At 72.3% G+C, this 15998-nt stretch carries 13 protein-coding genes and 3 pseudogenes; 6 read left to right on the forward strand and 10 right to left on the reverse strand.

Annotation, left to right across the window (positions count from 1 at the left end):
* Window positions 1-18 precede the first annotated feature (18 nt).
* From ABT112_RS04185 to ABT112_RS04215, 7 genes are read right to left on the reverse strand one after another with little or no spacing between them, the layout of a single operon-like run.
* A complete protein-coding gene (locus ABT112_RS04185) occupies window positions 19-1755 on the reverse strand; it encodes an asparagine synthetase B family protein (protein ID WP_351505332.1) in 1737 nt (578 codons plus the stop codon).
* Between the two features lie 21 nt (window positions 1756-1776).
* Complete coding sequence (locus ABT112_RS04190; protein ID WP_351505334.1) at window positions 1777-2580, reverse strand: class I SAM-dependent methyltransferase; 804 nt, start codon at window positions 2578-2580, stop codon at window positions 1777-1779.
* Window positions 2577-3959 carry a hydroxymethylglutaryl-CoA lyase-like TIM-barrel protein gene (locus tag ABT112_RS04195; protein WP_351505336.1) on the reverse strand — a complete coding sequence of 461 codons (1383 nt, stop codon included), beginning with the start codon at window positions 3957-3959 and terminating at the stop codon, window positions 2577-2579. The genes ABT112_RS04190 and ABT112_RS04195 overlap by 4 nt, the downstream gene beginning before the upstream one ends.
* 36 nt (window positions 3960-3995) lie before the next feature.
* Window positions 3996-4727 carry a phytanoyl-CoA dioxygenase family protein gene (locus ABT112_RS04200; RefSeq protein ID WP_351505338.1) on the reverse strand — a complete coding sequence of 244 codons (732 nt, stop codon included), beginning with the start codon at window positions 4725-4727 and terminating at the stop codon, window positions 3996-3998.
* A 32-nt stretch (window positions 4728-4759) separates the two neighbouring features.
* A complete protein-coding gene (locus ABT112_RS04205; protein WP_351505340.1) occupies window positions 4760-6379 on the reverse strand; it encodes a condensation domain-containing protein in 1620 nt (539 codons plus the stop codon).
* Window positions 6376-7125: an alpha/beta fold hydrolase gene (locus ABT112_RS04210; protein ID WP_351505342.1), complete on the reverse strand. Its 750-nt coding sequence runs from the start codon at window positions 7123-7125 to the stop codon at window positions 6376-6378. Before ABT112_RS04210 ends, ABT112_RS04205 begins: the two co-directional genes overlap by 4 nt.
* The gene (locus tag ABT112_RS04215; RefSeq protein WP_351505345.1) at window positions 7122-8021 is read right to left on the reverse strand and encodes a TauD/TfdA family dioxygenase; all 900 of its coding nucleotides are present in this window, start codon (window positions 8019-8021) and stop codon (window positions 7122-7124) included. The genes ABT112_RS04210 and ABT112_RS04215 overlap by 4 nt, the downstream gene beginning before the upstream one ends.
* Window positions 8022-8641: 620 nt before the next feature.
* On the opposite strand from ABT112_RS04215, the gene ABT112_RS04220 reads away from it, so the two are divergent.
* From ABT112_RS04220 to ABT112_RS04245, 6 genes and pseudogenes are all read left to right on the forward strand, one after another.
* A complete protein-coding gene (locus ABT112_RS04220) occupies window positions 8642-9907 on the forward strand; it encodes an MFS transporter (RefSeq protein ID WP_351505347.1) in 1266 nt (421 codons plus the stop codon).
* 362 nt (window positions 9908-10269) lie between these two features.
* Window positions 10270-10407 (forward strand): annotated as a pseudogene (locus tag ABT112_RS04225) (S-adenosylmethionine synthetase N-terminal domain-containing protein); the annotation flags it as partial.
* A 68-nt stretch (window positions 10408-10475) separates the two neighbouring features.
* Window positions 10476-12386 carry an S-methyl-5-thioribose-1-phosphate isomerase gene (gene mtnA / locus ABT112_RS04230; RefSeq protein ID WP_351505349.1) on the forward strand — a complete coding sequence of 637 codons (1911 nt, stop codon included), beginning with the start codon at window positions 10476-10478 and terminating at the stop codon, window positions 12384-12386.
* Window positions 12383-12961, forward strand: a complete 579-nt coding sequence (locus ABT112_RS04235) for a 1,2-dihydroxy-3-keto-5-methylthiopentene dioxygenase (RefSeq protein ID WP_351505351.1) — start codon at window positions 12383-12385, stop codon at window positions 12959-12961. Before mtnA ends, ABT112_RS04235 begins: the two co-directional genes overlap by 4 nt.
* Before the next feature lie 20 nt (window positions 12962-12981).
* Window positions 12982-13584: pseudogene (gene mtnC / locus ABT112_RS04240) on the forward strand (acireductone synthase); the annotation flags it as partial.
* A 141-nt stretch (window positions 13585-13725) separates the two neighbouring features.
* Window positions 13726-14547, forward strand: a complete 822-nt coding sequence (locus ABT112_RS04245; RefSeq protein WP_351505494.1) for an S-methyl-5'-thioadenosine phosphorylase — start codon at window positions 13726-13728, stop codon at window positions 14545-14547.
* Window positions 14548-14797: 250 nt separating this feature from the next.
* On the opposite strand, the gene ABT112_RS04250 is transcribed toward ABT112_RS04245, so the two are convergent.
* The 3 genes and pseudogenes from ABT112_RS04250 to ABT112_RS04260 form a co-directional block, all read right to left on the reverse strand.
* Complete coding sequence (locus ABT112_RS04250) at window positions 14798-15043, reverse strand: phosphopantetheine-binding protein (protein ID WP_351505354.1); 246 nt, start codon at window positions 15041-15043, stop codon at window positions 14798-14800.
* Window positions 15040-15294 (reverse strand): annotated as a pseudogene (locus tag ABT112_RS04255) (AMP-binding enzyme); the annotation flags it as partial. The pseudogene ABT112_RS04255 and the gene ABT112_RS04250, both read right to left, overlap by 4 nt.
* 132 nt (window positions 15295-15426) lie before the next feature.
* Window positions 15427-15807 carry an AMP-binding protein gene (locus ABT112_RS04260; protein ID WP_351505356.1) on the reverse strand — a complete coding sequence of 127 codons (381 nt, stop codon included), beginning with the start codon at window positions 15805-15807 and terminating at the stop codon, window positions 15427-15429.
* Between the last annotated feature and the right edge of the window lie 191 nt (window positions 15808-15998).

Genomic DNA, 15998 nt, shown 5'->3' on the forward strand with positions numbered 1-15998 from the left:
CCGGCGGCCGGGCCGTCGTCATCCGGGCGCCCCGTCCAGCCAGGCGCCCAGCGTCAGCATCGCGAAGACCAGGCCGATGGCCGTGGGGTCGCCCGCGGCCAGCCCGCGCTCGAGGTCGTCCAGGCCCTCGGGCCGGAGTCCGGCCGCGGTGAGTCCGGCGCGGTGCGCGGAGAGCCGCGCGGCCACCACGGGATACTGCGGACCGGTGAGCCAGTCGTCGACGGGCGCCCGGAACGGCTTCTTGACCTCGTCGAGGTAGTGCGGGAGTTCGGCCGCGAAGGCCCGGCGCAGCGGCACCTTGGTGCGCCCCTCGCGCACCAGCTCCGCGAACGGAATCGACGCGGCCAGCCGAGGCAGTCCGCCGTGCAGGAACGGGGTCCGGCCCTCCACGCCGTGGGCCATCAGCAGGTGGTCCGCGCGACGCAGCAGGGGTTCCAGACTGTGCTGGTACTCGAATTCCCGGACCACCTCGGCGGGGGGCCTGCCCTGTGGATCGGGCAGTGCCGCCACCAGGGCGTCCCGGGCGGCGGCCCACGCCTCCTCGCCGAGCAGGCGGCGGACCAGCCGGTCCCGCTGCGGCGAAAGGTAGAATCCGGCGGCGTTCCCGGCCCCGGTGAGGCCCAGATAGCTGCGGTACCCGCCGAACAGCTCGTCCGCGCCCTCCCCCACGAGCAGCACCACAATGCCGCTCTCGCGGGCGAGCCGGGCCAGCGCCGCGTACATCGGGACGCTGGTCATGGCAGTCGGCTCACCGAGCGCGGCGACCGCATCGGCACAGCCGTCCAGCAGGTCCCGGGGGCCGAACTCGATCCAGCGGTGTCGCCAGCTGCGCCAGGCGGTGCCGGGCAGGCCCAGGGAGGCGATGTCCCGTACCCCGTCGCCGTTGCCCTGCGGGACCACGCTCACCGTCGAGAGATCGGTGACGCCGCGGCGGGCGAGCTCGGTGGCGAGGACCGTGGAGTCCAGGCCGCCGCTGAGTGCCAGGCCCAGCGGGCGGTCCGAGACCAGTACCCGGTCCACAGCCCGGGAGACTGCCTCACGCAGCGCCTGTGGCGAAGCCGCCGCTTCCCGGGAGGCGGCCGGGAGCAGCGGCGGGTCCGCCTCCCGCACCCAGGCGGGTCCGCCTGCGAGGCCCCCGGTGCGGCCCTCCTTCAGCAGCAGCCGGGCACCGGGCGGTACCGGCTCGATGTCCTCGTAGCAGGTCCCGCCGTCCACCACTCGGCCGAGCAGCAGGAACTGTGCGATGGCGGCGGGCCGGATCCGGGCCGGGCCGAACAGGCCCAGGAGCGCCGGGATCTCCGAGGCGACCGCGACGCCGTCCGGGTGACGGCGCAGGTAGAGGGGCTTGATCCCGAGCGGGTCGCGGCTCACCTCCACGGAGCCGTCGGGAGCCCGGCGGACGAGCGCGTACATCCCGTCCAGGCAGGACGCCTCGTGGCCGTCGACGGCCTCGCACTCGTCGAGACCGCCCGCCGGGACGGTGACCGGCCCGGTCCCGGCCCACGCCCGGTCGCCGACCGCGTAGACCTCACCGTTGTAGGCGTGGGCGGGCGACGCCGCGCCGGTGCCGAACGGGACCGTGTCGGCCGGCCGGCTGCGCACCCGCAGCCGGCACATGGCGACCGCGGACCGGGTGTCTCCGGTGACACCGTATCCGTCGGGCCCGCGGTGGAGCAGCCGTCGGATCCCGGAGCGGGCCAGGCCGGAGGCTCCCGTGCCGGGCCCGGCTCCGGCTGCCGCGGGAGCCAGGCTCACTGCGACGACTCCGCACATCGGTCAGGCGCCCCGACGGGTGGCGACCGCGGCGGCGGTGTACATCCGGGTGTTCGGGGCCTGGCCGAACTCGGTGGCCGAGACCGGTTCGAGGCCGCGCCCGGCCACGTCGGCGCGCTCCAGCAGGGCGATGATGTCCTCGTGGTCGAAGCGCTGTTCGCGGCCACGGCCGCGGTACCACTCCAGCAGCAGCTCGGGGTCGATGTCGCCGTGCGGGAGCAGCGCGTCGTCGAGGACGTCGCCGGCCGCGGAGAAGTCGACGACCTTGGCCTCCGCGTCGTAGAAGCGGTCGAGGCAGCCGCGTTCCCGGCCGGTCGCGATCATGCGCTCGTCCATCGGGTACAGGCCGAGCTTGATGGAGGCGCGGATCTGGCCGCCGTCGGCGAGCAGGTCGAGCATTCCCTCGAGCCCGCGGCGGGCCTCGGTCTCGCTGAACCGGTTGACCAGTCGGTCGTTGAGGACGAACTGCTGGGTACCGCGCAGCTCGTCGGGGGCGGGCCGGGTGATGTCGTGCCGGAGGACCCGGCAGGAGCCGACGGGCAGGGCCTCCCGCAGGTCGTCGCACATCCGCTGGGAGAAGTCCAGGACTGTGACCTGGGCGCCGTGTGCCAGCAGGGCCTCGACCAGGTCCTTGGTGGAGGCGCCGATGACGGTGCAGCGGGCGCCGGCGGGGATGCCGTCGAGGAACAGGCCGATCTCCTCGTCGCTGGGCTTGGCCGTGGTGCGCCCCGACTCCCAGAAGAGGGACCCGATGAGGTCCCAGGCGGCGGACTTGGTGTTCTCGGTGTTCTCTGTGGTGGTGGTCATCGGTGGCTCCCGACGGGGTCGAGCAGGCTGGAGTTGTAGTCGCCCGCGAGGACATGGTTGAGGTAGGTGCCCGCGCCGCCGACGACGCGGTAGCCGTGGGCGACCCCGGCGGGGATGAACACCGAGGCGGGGCTCTGGACCGGGAAGACCCGGTCGCCGAGGGTCACCTCGACCCGGAGGCCGTCGTAGCCCGCGTTCTCGCCGAGGAAGATGAACAGGCTGTCGCAATGGTGGACATGGGTGTCCACGTGCCCGGCGCCGTAGTCGTCGAGCTGCGGGATCCGGCGGGCGATGCAGTACTGGTCCGCGCCGGGCACGAAGCGGTTGTCGACCAGGACGTACCGCTCGCCGGGGCCCGCGCGGTGGTAGCGCAGCTCGGTGGCGGAGATGACCTTGGGGTCGACGATCCACTGCTCGGGCTCGTCCGGCAGTGCGTCGCGCTGCACGGTGCTGGTGCGGCCCACGGTGGTGGGGTCGACCCACTCGTAGGAGCTGGGGTCGCGCTCGACGGCTCGGACGTGCAACTTGGCCACGTGGTGGAAGACGTCACGGCCGACAACCGGCCGGCGGTGGTCCGGCATGGACCGGGAGTAGGCGCCGACGCGCCGGCTGAGCTCGTTGAGCAGGTCGCCGTCGGCCATGTCCCGGTTGCCGCGGTGATGCAGGTTGACGGCGAGGGCAGCGTAGTCGGTGATGCCGGCCCGCTCGCCGAGCCCGTTGACGGAGGTCGAAATCCAGGTGGCACCACCGTCGACGGCGGCCAGGGCGTTGGCGAGGGAGAGTCCGCGGTCGTCGTGGAGATGGACCTCGATGTCGCTGCCCGGACATCGCCGGCGCAGTTCCTGGATGCGGGTGCGGACCTCCTGCGGTTCCATGACGCCGAGGGTGTCGGCGAAGCAGATCCGCTCGGCTCCGGCCTCGAGCGCGATGAGGTAGGCCTCGACGAGTTCGCCGGTGTCGGTGCGGCTGCTGTCCTCCACGGTGAACCGCACGCGCAGGCCGAGGCTCCGGGCGTGGCTGACGCTCTCCTGGATCCGGCCGTAGAGGTCCTCCAGGGTGCGGCCGGGCAGCCGGGACCGCCGGGAGGTCTCGTTGACCCCGAGGAAGATGCCCACCCAGGCGGCGCCGGTCTTGGCGACGGCCTCGATGTCGTCGGCATCGGCGCGGGCGTGGGCCAGGACTGGCACTGCGCCCGCCGCCTCCACGACGGCGGCCACGCGCCGCAGTTCGTCCTCGTCCCTGGCCGGGTGGCCGCACTCGATGGTGTCCACTCCGCAGCGCGCGAGCAGCGAGGCGACTTCCGCGCTCTGCTGGAGGGTGAAGCGGCCGTGCGCCGACTGCATCCCCTCGCGCAGTGTGCTGTCGATGATGTACGTCACATGATCTCCTGCGGTTCTGATCGGCGCGCGGTCATGTCACTCACTGCCCATGGCGGTCAGGTCCGCGAGCGGGAAGCCGTCCTTGGCACGGAACTCGGGGTCGGACGCGTCGGCGAAGACCACCACCATGCCGCGGCGGTCCTGGGCCGAGGTGTTCGCGGCGCTCCCGTGGGCGAAGTGGCGGTCCCACATCACCCCGTCGCCGGGGCGGAGTTCGAACTGCACCGGCTCGCGCAGCCCGTCCTCGGCGACGTCCAGGCAGGGGTGCCAGCGGTAGTGCGGCCGGTCCCGGTGGGTGATGCGGCCGTCCGCGTGCGATCCGGGGCAGCCGAAGAGTCCTCCGTTGGCGGGCGAGACCGGGGTGAGGGCGAACCAGACGCTGAAGGCCTTGGGGTACTCGTAGGTCCACAGCGCCTGGTCCTGGTGGAGGGCCACCTCGGTGCCGACGCGGGCCGGCTTGAGGAAGGCCGCGTGGAAGACCGCGGCGGCGCCGTCCCCGATGACCCGGCGCGCCAGTTCGGTGGCGCCGGTGCGGTTCAGCAGCGGACCCCACATCTCGGGGTCGTTCCACAGCAGCCGGCGGAGCTTGCGGAGCCTGCGGACGCCGTCGGCCTCGTCGTACTCGGGTTCGTAGGAGGCCGGGACGTCACGGGCGGCGTCGAGGGTGTCGAAGAACTCGACGGCGCGGCGGTGGTCCTTCTCGTCGAGGAGGCCGGGAAGCAGGTGGTAGCCGTCCCGGTGATAGGCGTCGTGATCGATGACGGGCATGCGGTACCTGTTTCGGTGAGTGGTGGGGCTGGTCAGGAGGCACCGTGCGGAAGGACGTCGCGCAACGGCTCGTCCGGCCGCCCGGCCAGTGCGGCGATGGCCGCGAGGAACTCCCCGGCGAAGCCGCGGACGTAGTCGGCCGGGTACTCCGACCGGTGGAACAGGGCTTGCAGACGCAGCACCGCGCCGTCCTGGAGCAGCCACATATGGAGGCCGGGCGAGTCGGCCGTCTCGTCGAGGAAGACCGGTTCGACGGCCGCGTCGCCCAGTCGGAGCGACCTGCCCCACAGTTCGTTGAACATGAAGTACACGCCGGGGTCCTTGCGGAAGCCGCTGGGAATCTCCGGCCACATCCGGCGGCGGACGTACCAGGCCGGCAGGTCGCCGTGTGCGGTGGCGGCGAGCGTGGTCTCGCGGACGGCTTCGACGGCGTCGCGGAAGCTCTGCGCGGTGCCGATGTCCGTGGTGGGGAAGACACCGTTGGCGAACCAGCCGACGGTGCCTTGGAATTCGGGGTCCAGGCGGTTGGCACAACTGGTGAGGACGGTGACCCGGGCCAGGCCGGTCTGCCGCGCGATGAGCGCCTTCAGCGCGGCGAGGGCGACCACGTACGGCGTGGTGCGCAGCTCCCGGCACAGTCCGTGCAGGGCCGTCCCGGTCTCCGCCGGGACATCCACGCTCAGCGCGTCCGGCTCGCTCAGCCCGGTGTTGGTCCGGTAACCGGGCAGCCGCAGGGCGAAGGTCGCCGGGTCGGGGCCGAGTTGGCTCTTCCAGTAGTCGGCGACCTCGTCGGCGCGGCCGTTCCCGTAGCCCTCCCACTGCCGGGCCGCCCAGTCCGGGTAGGCACCGGCGGGGGGCAGCTGGGGCCGCTCCCCCGTGGCCAGCGCACGGTAGGCGGCGCCGAGGTCCTCGGTGATGATGTCCAGCGACCAGCCGTCGGCGGCGATGTGGTCGAAGACCAGGGCCAGATGATGGTCCTCGGGCGCGGAGCGCACCAGGACGGCACGGACCAGCGGGGGCGTGGTGCGGTCGAAGGTACGCCGCACCTCCTTCTCCAGGATCTGCAGGGCCTGGTCGGTGCGCTCGTCCTCCGGCAGCCGGGAGACGTCCTCGAGGACGAGGTCGGCCGCGGCACCGGCGACGACGTCCTGGAGGACGGTGCCGTCCTGGACCCGGAAGCCGGTGCGCAGGGTGGGGTGATGGTCGATCAGGGCCTGCAGTGCCCCGCGCAGCACGTCGGAGTCGAGGGGGCCGCGCAACCGGTAGACGACGTGGAACTGCAGGGCGGGGGCGTCCGGGTCGTCGAGGCTCGCGAGCACGGCCCACTCCTGGGCCATGGAAGCGCGCCCGCGGTGGCCGGAACCGCTCCCGGCGTCGGCCGGTGCTGCGGCCGACGCAGCACGCTCCCGGGCCGCGTCGACCTGTGCGGCGAGATCCTGGACGCAGTCAGCGGTGAACACGGCCTTGGCCGGGGTACGGACGCCCAGGACCTCGGCGATCCGCTTGATCATCCGCATGCCGAGCAGGCTGTTGCCGCCCAGGTCGTAGAAGTTGTCGGTGGGGGTGACGGCCTCTTTCTCCAGTACCTCACGGTGGATCCGGAGCAGGGCCGTGAGGGTGTCCTCCGCGGCCGGGCCGTTCTCTGCTGTCACGTACACGTCTCCAGGGGTGGAGCCTTCGGGAAATGGTGGCCGTAGAAATCACGCAGGATTTCGGCGGCGGAGCGCTGCAGGAAACCTTTGTGGGTGCCACCGGCGAGGACACAGGAGAACTTGTCGCCGCGACGGGCGAGCATGCGTTCTCTTTCCTCTGCCGGAACCACGGGACTCTCACGGGCGATCACCGTGAGAACCGGAATACCAAGAGCGGTGAGGGAATCGAAGAGATGCGTGTAGTCGTAGTGCCATTTAAGGAAGCTGGCCTCGGCCCATTCATCGGCCTCGTAACGATCCTCGAAAGGCTCGAAGGACTGGTCGAGAAGGGCGACGCTACCGATTCGATCGGGCCCCAGCATAACCGCCGAAATGGCAGCGATCAAGGCTCCGTAGGAATGCCCGACCACATGGACGGGACGCGGAAATGCGTCGGCGATCCGGTGAATGTCGGCTGCGAAGTCCAGCGGCGAGTAGCCCCATTCGGGAAAGGGGCTACCGCCATGGGCACGCAGCGTCGGGTAGACCGCGAGAGTCCCGGCGGGACACAGGGCGTCGCCGATTCCGCGCAGCGCGGTGCCGTCGTCGCCGAAACCGTGCAGCAGCAGCAGCGAGCCGGGGGCCCCGCGAGCGTTCGGGGCACCCGGTACCCAGGCGCACTCGAGGAGGTCGACCCGCGGGATCCCGGCGAGCTCCGGTGCACGGTGGTGCGCCCCGGCGTCCGGTTCCGGGGCGGCACCGCTCATCCGAGTTCGGCCACCGGGCGGCCGAACTCGGCCGGGGTCGCCCCGGTCGGCCAGACCCCGCCGCGGTAACTGCCCCCAGCGGTGGCTCCATAGAGCGAGGTGTAGTGACCGGGCAGTGCGGGGCTGCCGGCGAAGGCCAGCCACAGACGCAACAGCAGCCGGCCCCGTCCGCCGCCGTCGGCGAAGGCGGTACGGGCGTGCAGGATGTGGAAGTTGTTGATCAACTGCAGGTCGCCCCGGCGAAGCTCCATGTCGAGGCTGACCCCGGGGCGACGGAGGATCTCGTCCACCGCGTCCATGGCGGCTGTCTGTCGCCCGGTCAGCCGGGGAGCGTCGGGGTGGCGCTGGGATCCCTCGATGAACCGGCGTACGTAGCGGGTTGCGAAGGAGCCGTCGACCTGGCTGAAGACGGGGATGCCGGACCAGGGCGGCTGGCCGGGCTGCTCCTCTCCGCGCCGGTCGTTGGGGTATGGCCGGCGGAGCTCGGCGAGGAGTTCCGGCCGTTCCGCGAGCAGCAGGTCGTGAACGGTCCGGGAGGACACCAGGCGACTCAGCCCGCCGGAAGCCGCGGGACGCACGCACAGCAGCCCGATCACGTCGGTGCGGTCGACGTGGAACGGCAGTTCCGCGGAGCTCTCGTAGCCTCGCTGGACAGGGCTCGCGATGTCCGCGCCCCGGTCCTCGACCCGGCCGAGCAGGTCCCCCTTGGCGCTCTGCGAAACCGGGCGCCCCAGCAGAAGCCCGAGGAACCAGTAGGCCATTTCGGTTTCCCGCGGATCGGTCGCGTCCACGGGGAATCCGGTGATGACGGCGAATCCTGGGTTACCGGCGATCCTGCTGTGGAGTTCGGCGGTGAAGGCTTCGGTCAGTTCCAGCCCGACGGGGCGGGGTGCCATGAGATCGGGCCGCAGGTTTCCTGCGACTGCCGCGCGGGACGCGGCGGTCAACTCGGCCGCCACATCGGCAGGCAGGGGAATTCGCCACGCATCTTCATGGTCCGCAAGAGAACTGCCCGACCATCCGCCGCCCAGTGGAGAGGGTCTGCCGGACGTCGAGAGGGATGGTGGAACGGAAGAGGACACAGTTTGCTCCCGGCTCTATGAACGTAAGGGAAGCAGTCCAGGTTTATGAGATTTCCTGTCCGGACCTTGATCGTGACCTTATGCATGGGCCACACATCCTGTCGAGGTGACGAAGAACACTCCGTCACGAAGAGTGACCGGACCCCTTTCTTGACTCCATTCCGCATCAGCTGGCCGGATTTAGACGCGGAGTGGCCGGTTCAGCGCCTTGATTCCCCGTGCCGCCCACAGCAAGATCGTCTGTCTGGTCGGCGGGTTTCCGCCACCGGTCGGGGGTTGGGAGAGCGATCGCGGAGCCGTTCCCGCGGTCCGGATCCGTTCCCCGCGCCCGACAGATTCGCCATACCCGGGGGCACCGGCGGCGGGTCCGCCGCCGCGTGCCGGACCGCCGCCCGCTTCCTCGCGCCTCGGGCCCCCACGACCGAGGGAGAACGATGCCGGGCCCCCAACTCCAGGCACTGCGGCGGGCGGTGGTGCCGGCTCCCGGGCCCGTCCGCCCGCTCGCCCTCGCCACCTTCACCAGCAGAGTCGGGCGCGGCCTCTTCTACACGGTGCTCCCCCTCTATCTGACCCGCTCGGTCGACCTGCCGGCCTCCCGGGTGGCGCTGGGTCTCACTCTCGCCTCGCTCGTGGGGCTGCTGGCCGGCATCCCGGCCGGACACCTCGCCGACCGGCTCGGCCCCCGGGGCGTACGAGCTGTGGTCCGCGCCGCGGAGGCCCTGCTCCTGTGCGGCTACACACTGGTCGGGAACTTCGCCGCCTTCCTCGTGGTGGCGTGCCTGGTCACCTTCTTCGAATCGGCCGGACTCGCCGCCGAGGGCGCACTGATCGCCGGTTCCGTGCCCACCGAGCACCGGGTGCGCACCCGCGCCTATCTGCGGTCAGTGACCAATGCGGCCTGGTCCCTGGGCGCACTGCTGGCCGGGGCCGCGCTGCTCCGGGACACCCGCACCGCCTACGTCCTGGTGATGCTGGGCGCCGCCGCGTGCTACCTCGCCTCGGCACTTGCCACGCTGCGCGTACCCGCGGTTCCTCCGGTGCCGAGGAAGCAGGACGGCCCGCGCCGGGTCGCGCTGCGCGACCGCCCCTACGCGGCCCTGACCCTGCTCAACGGGGTACTCGGCATGAATCTGGGCCTCTTCACCGTCGCCCTGCCGCTGTTCATCGCGGCGCGCACCAACGCTCCGGTGGCTCTCTATTCGCTCCTCGCCCTGATCAACACGGTGGCGGCCACGGTCTTTCAGGTGCGGGCCAGCCGGGGTACCGACACGGTCGCGGGCGCCGCCTCCGCGCAGTCGCGCAGCGGTCTGCTGCTCGCGGCCTGCTGCATCCTCTTCGCCGCTGCCGACGGACGCTCCGCATGGGTGGCGGGCGCCTTCCTGATCGCCGGCTGCGCCGTGCACGTCGCCGGTGAACTGCTCCAGGCGGCGGGCTCCTGGGGGCTCTCCTTCGAACTGGCTCCGGAGGACGCCGTCGGCCAGTACCAAGGCCTGTACGGGATGGGGCGCGACCTCGGACAGATCCTCACCCCGGTGGTGGCCACCGGGGCGCTGGTCGACGGCGGCGGGACCGGAGCGCTGCTGCTCGGCGGAGTGTTCCTGGCGGCGGGGCTGGCGGTGCCGCCCACCGCGCGCTGGGCAGAACGCAGCCGGGCCACGGCGGCGTCCGTGCCGGCGGCACCCGGCACCGCGCTCCCCTGAACCACCCGTCGGCACTGATGCCGCTCCGCGTCCGGGAACGACGGCTCCGTCCGGGACCGCACCGGTGTGACGTGCGCAACAGCGCCAGGGTACTTGATCGAGGGTAGTGTCCTGACTGCCATCGGGCCGACCCACGGCTCCGGAGGCTCAACTCCCTTACGTGCCACGGAACATGGAAGCCGTAGCACCCCGGCACCCTCGCCTCCCGGCCGCCGTTTCTACCGGGCCGACGCGCGACTCCCGGGCCTCGCCGCCGTAATGCTCAGCGTTCCCCCGCCGAATCCGTGCGGATGCCGTCCGACGCCTGTTCGGATACGGCCGCCTTCCCTGTTGTCTGACTCCAGTCGAACCCCAGGAGAGCCATGCCCCGTCGTCTGTTCACCTCGGAGTCGGTGACCGAAGGTCCCCCCGACACCATCGCCGATCGAATCTGCGACACCCCCCTGAAGGCGCTGCTGCGGAAGGACCCCGCCGGCCGTGTCGCGGTGGAGACCCGCGTCGGCCGTGAGCTTCCGGACTCCTGGGAACGCACCGACCGGGTGGCGGGACCCCGCAGGGCGGTGGCCGCATGAGGGAGGACCGACGCACCGTGCACACACCGGGCCCTGACTCCCTCCCGGCCTCCGGCCCCGGCCGGGCCGAGGGCTCCGCGCCGCCCCCGGCACCCGGCCCGGGCGGAAGCACCGACCCGGTCCACAACAGTTCCTCGCTGACCTGGGACGACGGCGCCGTGGTCGTGGTGGACCAGCGGGCACTGCCCCACGAGTACCGGCTGCTGCGGCTGGAGACGGTCGATCAGCTGATCGACGCCATCGGCTCCCTGGCCGTCCGCGGCGCGCCCGCCATCGGTCTGGCCGGCGCCCTGGGCGTGGCTCTCTCCGCCCGGCTCCACCAGGACGGCGACGGCCGCGTGGACGAGGACGCGGTGCGGCGCGACAGCGCGGCCATCGCCGCGGCCCGGCCCACGGCCGTCAATCTCGCGTGGGCCGTGCGCCGGGCCCTGGCGCGGCTCGGCGAAGGGCCCGAGGCAGTGCTGGCCGAGGCACGGTCGATGCTCGCCCAGGACGCGGCGGTCAACCGGGCCGCGGTGCGGCACGCCGCCGACCTGGTCAGCGCCCTGGTGCCGGACCGGCCGTTGCGGATTCTCACCCACTGCAATACCGGCCGCCTCGCCACCGCCGCGGTCGGCACTGCACTCGGCACCATCCTGGAACTGGCCGAACGCGGCCGGGTCGCCGAGGTGCTGGTGGGCGAGACCCGGCCCCTGCTCCAGGGAGCCCGGCTCACCACCTGGGAACTGGGCCGGGCGGGGGTGCCGCACCGGCTGTGCGTCGATGCCGCGGCCGCCGCCGCGATGTCCCGGGGCATGGTGGACTGCGTGTTGGTGGGCGCGGACCGGATCGCCGCGAACGGCGACACGGCCAACAAGATCGGCACCTACGGTCTGGCGGTGTCCGCCACCCGGCACCGGATCCCGTTCGTGGTCATCGCTCCCGAGTCGTCCTGGGACCGCGACCTGGCCGACGGATCCGGCATCGTGGTCGAGGAGCGTCCTGCCGCCGAGGTGACCGGGTTCGCCAGCCGGGCGGTCGCCCCGGCTCACGCGGCGGTGTTCAACCCGGCGTTCGACATCACCCCCGGGGCGCTGATCACTGCCGTGGTCTCGGAGGACGGGGTCTTCCGCCCCGACGCGGACGGCCCCGCGGTGCGCACCCCGCACGGCGGTGGTGTCACCGAGCCCGGCGCGCCGGCCGCCGCCCTCGCCTCGGGTGCGCCGACCCCGGTGCCCGACGGAGACGCACCCGTGCGCAAGGAACTCGCGTGCCGGACGGCCTCCTTCGCCCGGGCCCTCTACGAGCGCGGCTGGATGCCCGGCACCTCCGGCAACCTCTCCGTCCGGCTGCCCGGTCCGTCCGGCCATGCGCTGATCACGGCCAGTGGCCGGGACAAGGGCGAACTGACCGAGCACGACCTGGTCACCGTGGACGCGGCCACCGGGGAGCCGGTGGGGAAGGGAACGCTGCGCGCCTCCGCCGAGACGGCCATCCACGCCTCGGTCTACCGGACCACCGGGGCCGGTGCGGTGATCCATGTGCATGCGCCGTACGCCACCGCGGTGGCCTCCCGGGTGTCCACGGACCGGGTGACCGCACTGCGGCTGGAGCGCTTCGAACTGCTCAAGGGACTGGGCCTGGCCGATCCGGCCGCCACTGACCTGCCAGTCTTCCCCAACTGGTCCGAAGTGCCGCGGATCGCCGAGGACGTTTCCCGCTACCTCGGCAGCACCCCGCAGGCACCGCCCGGCCTGCTCATCGCCGACCACGGCATCACCGCCTGGGGATCCGACCTGGCCCAGGCCCGGAACCGGCTGGAGTGCCTGGAGTCGATCTGCCGGCTCCTGCTGCTCGGTGCCCGGCCCGCGCCGGACACCGCGCCCGCCACGGATGCCGTGGATACCACGGAGAGGAAGAGCCGATGACCCTGCTTCAGGTCATGCCGGACGACGCACCGGACACCGTCCTGCTGCGGACCCGCGACCCCCGGGAGATTACAGAAGCCCTGCTGGAGTGCGCGGTGGAGTTCCGCCGCTGGCCGCTGCACGGCACGCTCACCGCCGGGACCGCGACCGACGAGATCCTGGACCGCTACCGGACAGAGATCGACGAGCTGTGCACGCGGGAGGGCCTCCAGGTCGTGGACGTCGCCCGGCTGCACCCCGAGGAGGGGCCGCACTGGGCCGAACGGGCGGCGAAGGCACGCTCCGCCTTCCTCGACGAGCACCGGCACGCCGAGGACGAGGTGCGCTTCTTCGTCCACGGGCGAGGCTGCTTCTCTCTTCATCTGCGGTCCCGGGTGTACGCGGTGGTCTGCGAGGCGGGCGATCTGCTCTCCGTCCCGGCCGGCACCCCGCACTGGTTCGACATGGGCCCGCGCCCGGACTTCGCCGCCATCCGGTTCTTCCAGGAGGAGAACGGCTGGGTGGGCGATTTCACCGGTACCCGTATCGCAGAACGGTTCCCCCGGCTCGAAGCGCTGACGGCGAGCGGCCAGTGATCACCGAGACGGTGACGGCCGTGGTCGTCGACATCGAGGGGACCACCGGCTCCGCGACCCATGTGCACGAGGTCCTCTTCCCCTACGCTCGGCGGCGGCTGGCCGCGTGGTTCGTCGAGCACCGGGGCAGCCCGGACCACACCGCACTGCTGGCGGAGGTCGCCGCGGTGACCGGGTCGCCGCGGCCGGACGAGGCCGAAGCCGTCGCGGCCCTGTCCGCCTGGTCCGACCAGGACGTCAAGGCGGCGCCGCTGAAGACCGTCCAGGGCCTGATCTGGGCCGAAGGATATGCCGCTGGGGCCCTCACCGGTCATGTCTACCCGGACGTCCCGGAGGCGCTGCGGCGCTGGCAGGCGGAGGGCATCCGTGCCCATGTCTACTCGTCGGGCTCGGCGGCAGCACAGCGGGACTGGTTCCGGCACAGCAATCACGGCGATCTGTCCGGACTGCTGCTGGACCACTTCGACCTGGCGAACGCCGGCCCCAAGCGGGAGGCCGACTCCTACCGGGCCATCAGCCGGGCGATCACCACCGCTCCGGAGCGGACGCTCTTCCTCAGCGATGTCGCGGCGGAGCTCGACGCGGCAGCGGCAGCCGGCTGGCTGACCATCGGCCTGCGCCGGGCGGGTGACCCTGGAGGGCCGGTCGTCCCCGGCCATCGCACGGTGCCGGCGCTCGACCGGATCCGGCTGCTCCGCCACCCCGACGACTCCCCTGACGCACCCACCGGTCACTCCACCCCCCGAACGCGAGGTACCCCCGACATGACAGCGGACCACCGGCCGGGCCCGATCGCCGAACTCGGCGTGATCGGCGGCAGCGGCTTCTACCACCTGCTCGAGGACGCCGAGGAGGTCGCGGTCGACACCCCGTACGGCCGGCCGTCCGCCCCGCCGGCGGTGGGCACCGTCGCCGGCCGGCGGGTGGCGTTCCTGCCCCGGCACGGCCATGGGCACGCACTCCCGCCGCACCGCATCAACTACCGTGCCAATCTATGGGCGTTGCGCTCGCTCGGAGTGCGCCAAGTGCTGGCGCCGTGTGCCGTCGGCTCGCTGCGGCGGGACCTCGGACCGGGCAGCATCGTGGTGCCCGATCAGTTCGTGGACCGCACCTCCGGCCGGGTGCAGAGCTTCTACGACCGGGGCGCGGTGCATGTGTCCCTCGCCGATCCGTACTGTGCCCGGGGCCGGGAGACCGTACTGAAGACGGCGGTGGCGACGGGTACGAGGGCCACCGACGGGGGCACCATGGTGGTGGTCGAGGGGCCTCGGTTCTCCACCCGTGCGGAGTCTCAGTGGTTCGCCTCGGCCGGCTGGTCCCTGGTCAACATGACCGGCCACCCGGAGGCCGTCCTCGCCCGTGAACTGGCCCTCTGCTACACGTCGGTCGCCCTGGTGACCGACCTCGACGCGGGCATCGACGCGGAGGAGAGCGTGGGCCAGGAGGAGGTGTTCGCGGTGTTCGCCGAGAACACCGAACGACTGCGCGGGCTGGTGCTGGAGACGCTGCGTGCTCTCCCGGAGGGCCACGACTGCCGCTGTGCGAGGGCACTCGACGGCCTCACTCTGCCGTTCGACCTGCCCTGATCCCGCCATGAAGCCCGGTCGGTCCTCCGTGGAGGACCGACCGGGCGGGTGCGCAGCGCTTCATGACGTTCCGTCAAGAGTGTCAGGGCCCGGTCGAGCAGGGACACATCGAGCGGGCCGCGCACGCGGAAGGCCTGCGGAATGGTGCGGATCGACGGGAAGCCCAGGTCGCCGCGCCGGTCCATCAGCAGTCTGCCCTCCTGAGGCTGAGCGTGGGCAGCGGTTGTGGTGCGGACATGTGCGACGGCTCCTAGGCGCTCTGGGCGGCGGTGTCGAGGCGCCGGGTGACCAGGTCGGCGAACTCGCCGAACTCCGCGTGGTCGAGGACCTCGCGCAGGGAGACCTTGACGCCGAGCGCCGTTTCCAGCCTGGCCACCATCTGGGTGGCGAGCAGGGAGTGGCCGCCGAGGAGGAAGAAGTCGGACTCCTCGTCGATCGCGGTGCCCAGCACCTCGGACCAGATGTCGGCGACTGTCTGCCGCACGGTCGTGCTCATCGGGACTCGCTCTCACCGGCTCGCAGCCGGGCTCGGTCGATCTTTCCGTTGGCGGTCAACGGGAGACTGTCGGTGACGATGTAGCGGGCCGGCACCAGATATCCGGGCAGGACGGCCCGCAACGCCGCCCGCACCGCCCTGGCCAGTCCCTTGTCGTCCCCGGCGATATGGGCGGCCAGGCGCTTGCCGCCCAGCGGGTCGGTCTCCACCAGGACGCATGCGCCGCGCACGCCGGGCTGTGCCAGCACCGCCTGCTCGACCTCGCCGAGTTCGACCCCGGTGGCCGTTGATCTTCACCTGGCCGTCCTCACGGCCGAGGAACTCCAGCGTTCCGTCAGCGTGGAAACGGGCCAGGTCGCCGGTGCGGTAGCAGCGGATGCCGGTCAGCCGCCCGGTGCCGGGGACGGGGAAACGTTCCCGAGTCTGCTCGGGAAGGCCCAGGTAGCCCGCCGCGAGGCCGTCGCCGGCAGCCCAGAGCTCGCCGGGCACGCCGGGGGCACCGGCCGGCCACCGCGGTCGACCACGAAGATCCGGGTGCCGGCCACCGGGGTGCCGATCGGCACGGTCGCGCTCCCGGCGGGCAGCGGCTCGCGCAGCAGGTGACAGCAGGTGAACGTGGTGTTCTCGGTGGGGCCGTAGCCGTTGACCACGGTGAGCCCCGGGTGGCGGGACAGCAGCGCGTTGACGTGGTGCGGGGAGACCACGTCACCGCCGGTGAACAGGCGGCGCACCCCCGCGAACGCGTCCGGCCGGTGCTCGGCCATCTGGTGGGAGAGCCCGGCGGTGAGCCACAGTCACCGACGATCGCGTCCCCCTTCGGAGTCGAGTGGAGGCGTGCCCGTGAAGGGACCGCACCCCCGACACTCCCGGTGCGACCGCGGATGCCGAGGGGCCGGGGGCCGGGGGCCGGGGGCCGGATGGTGAGTGCCTCCCGAGGTCCGGTTCTGACTGAATA

It is taken from the genome of Streptomyces sp. NPDC002055 (assembly GCF_040296705.1).
Taxonomy (GTDB): domain Bacteria; phylum Actinomycetota; class Actinomycetes; order Streptomycetales; family Streptomycetaceae; genus Streptomyces.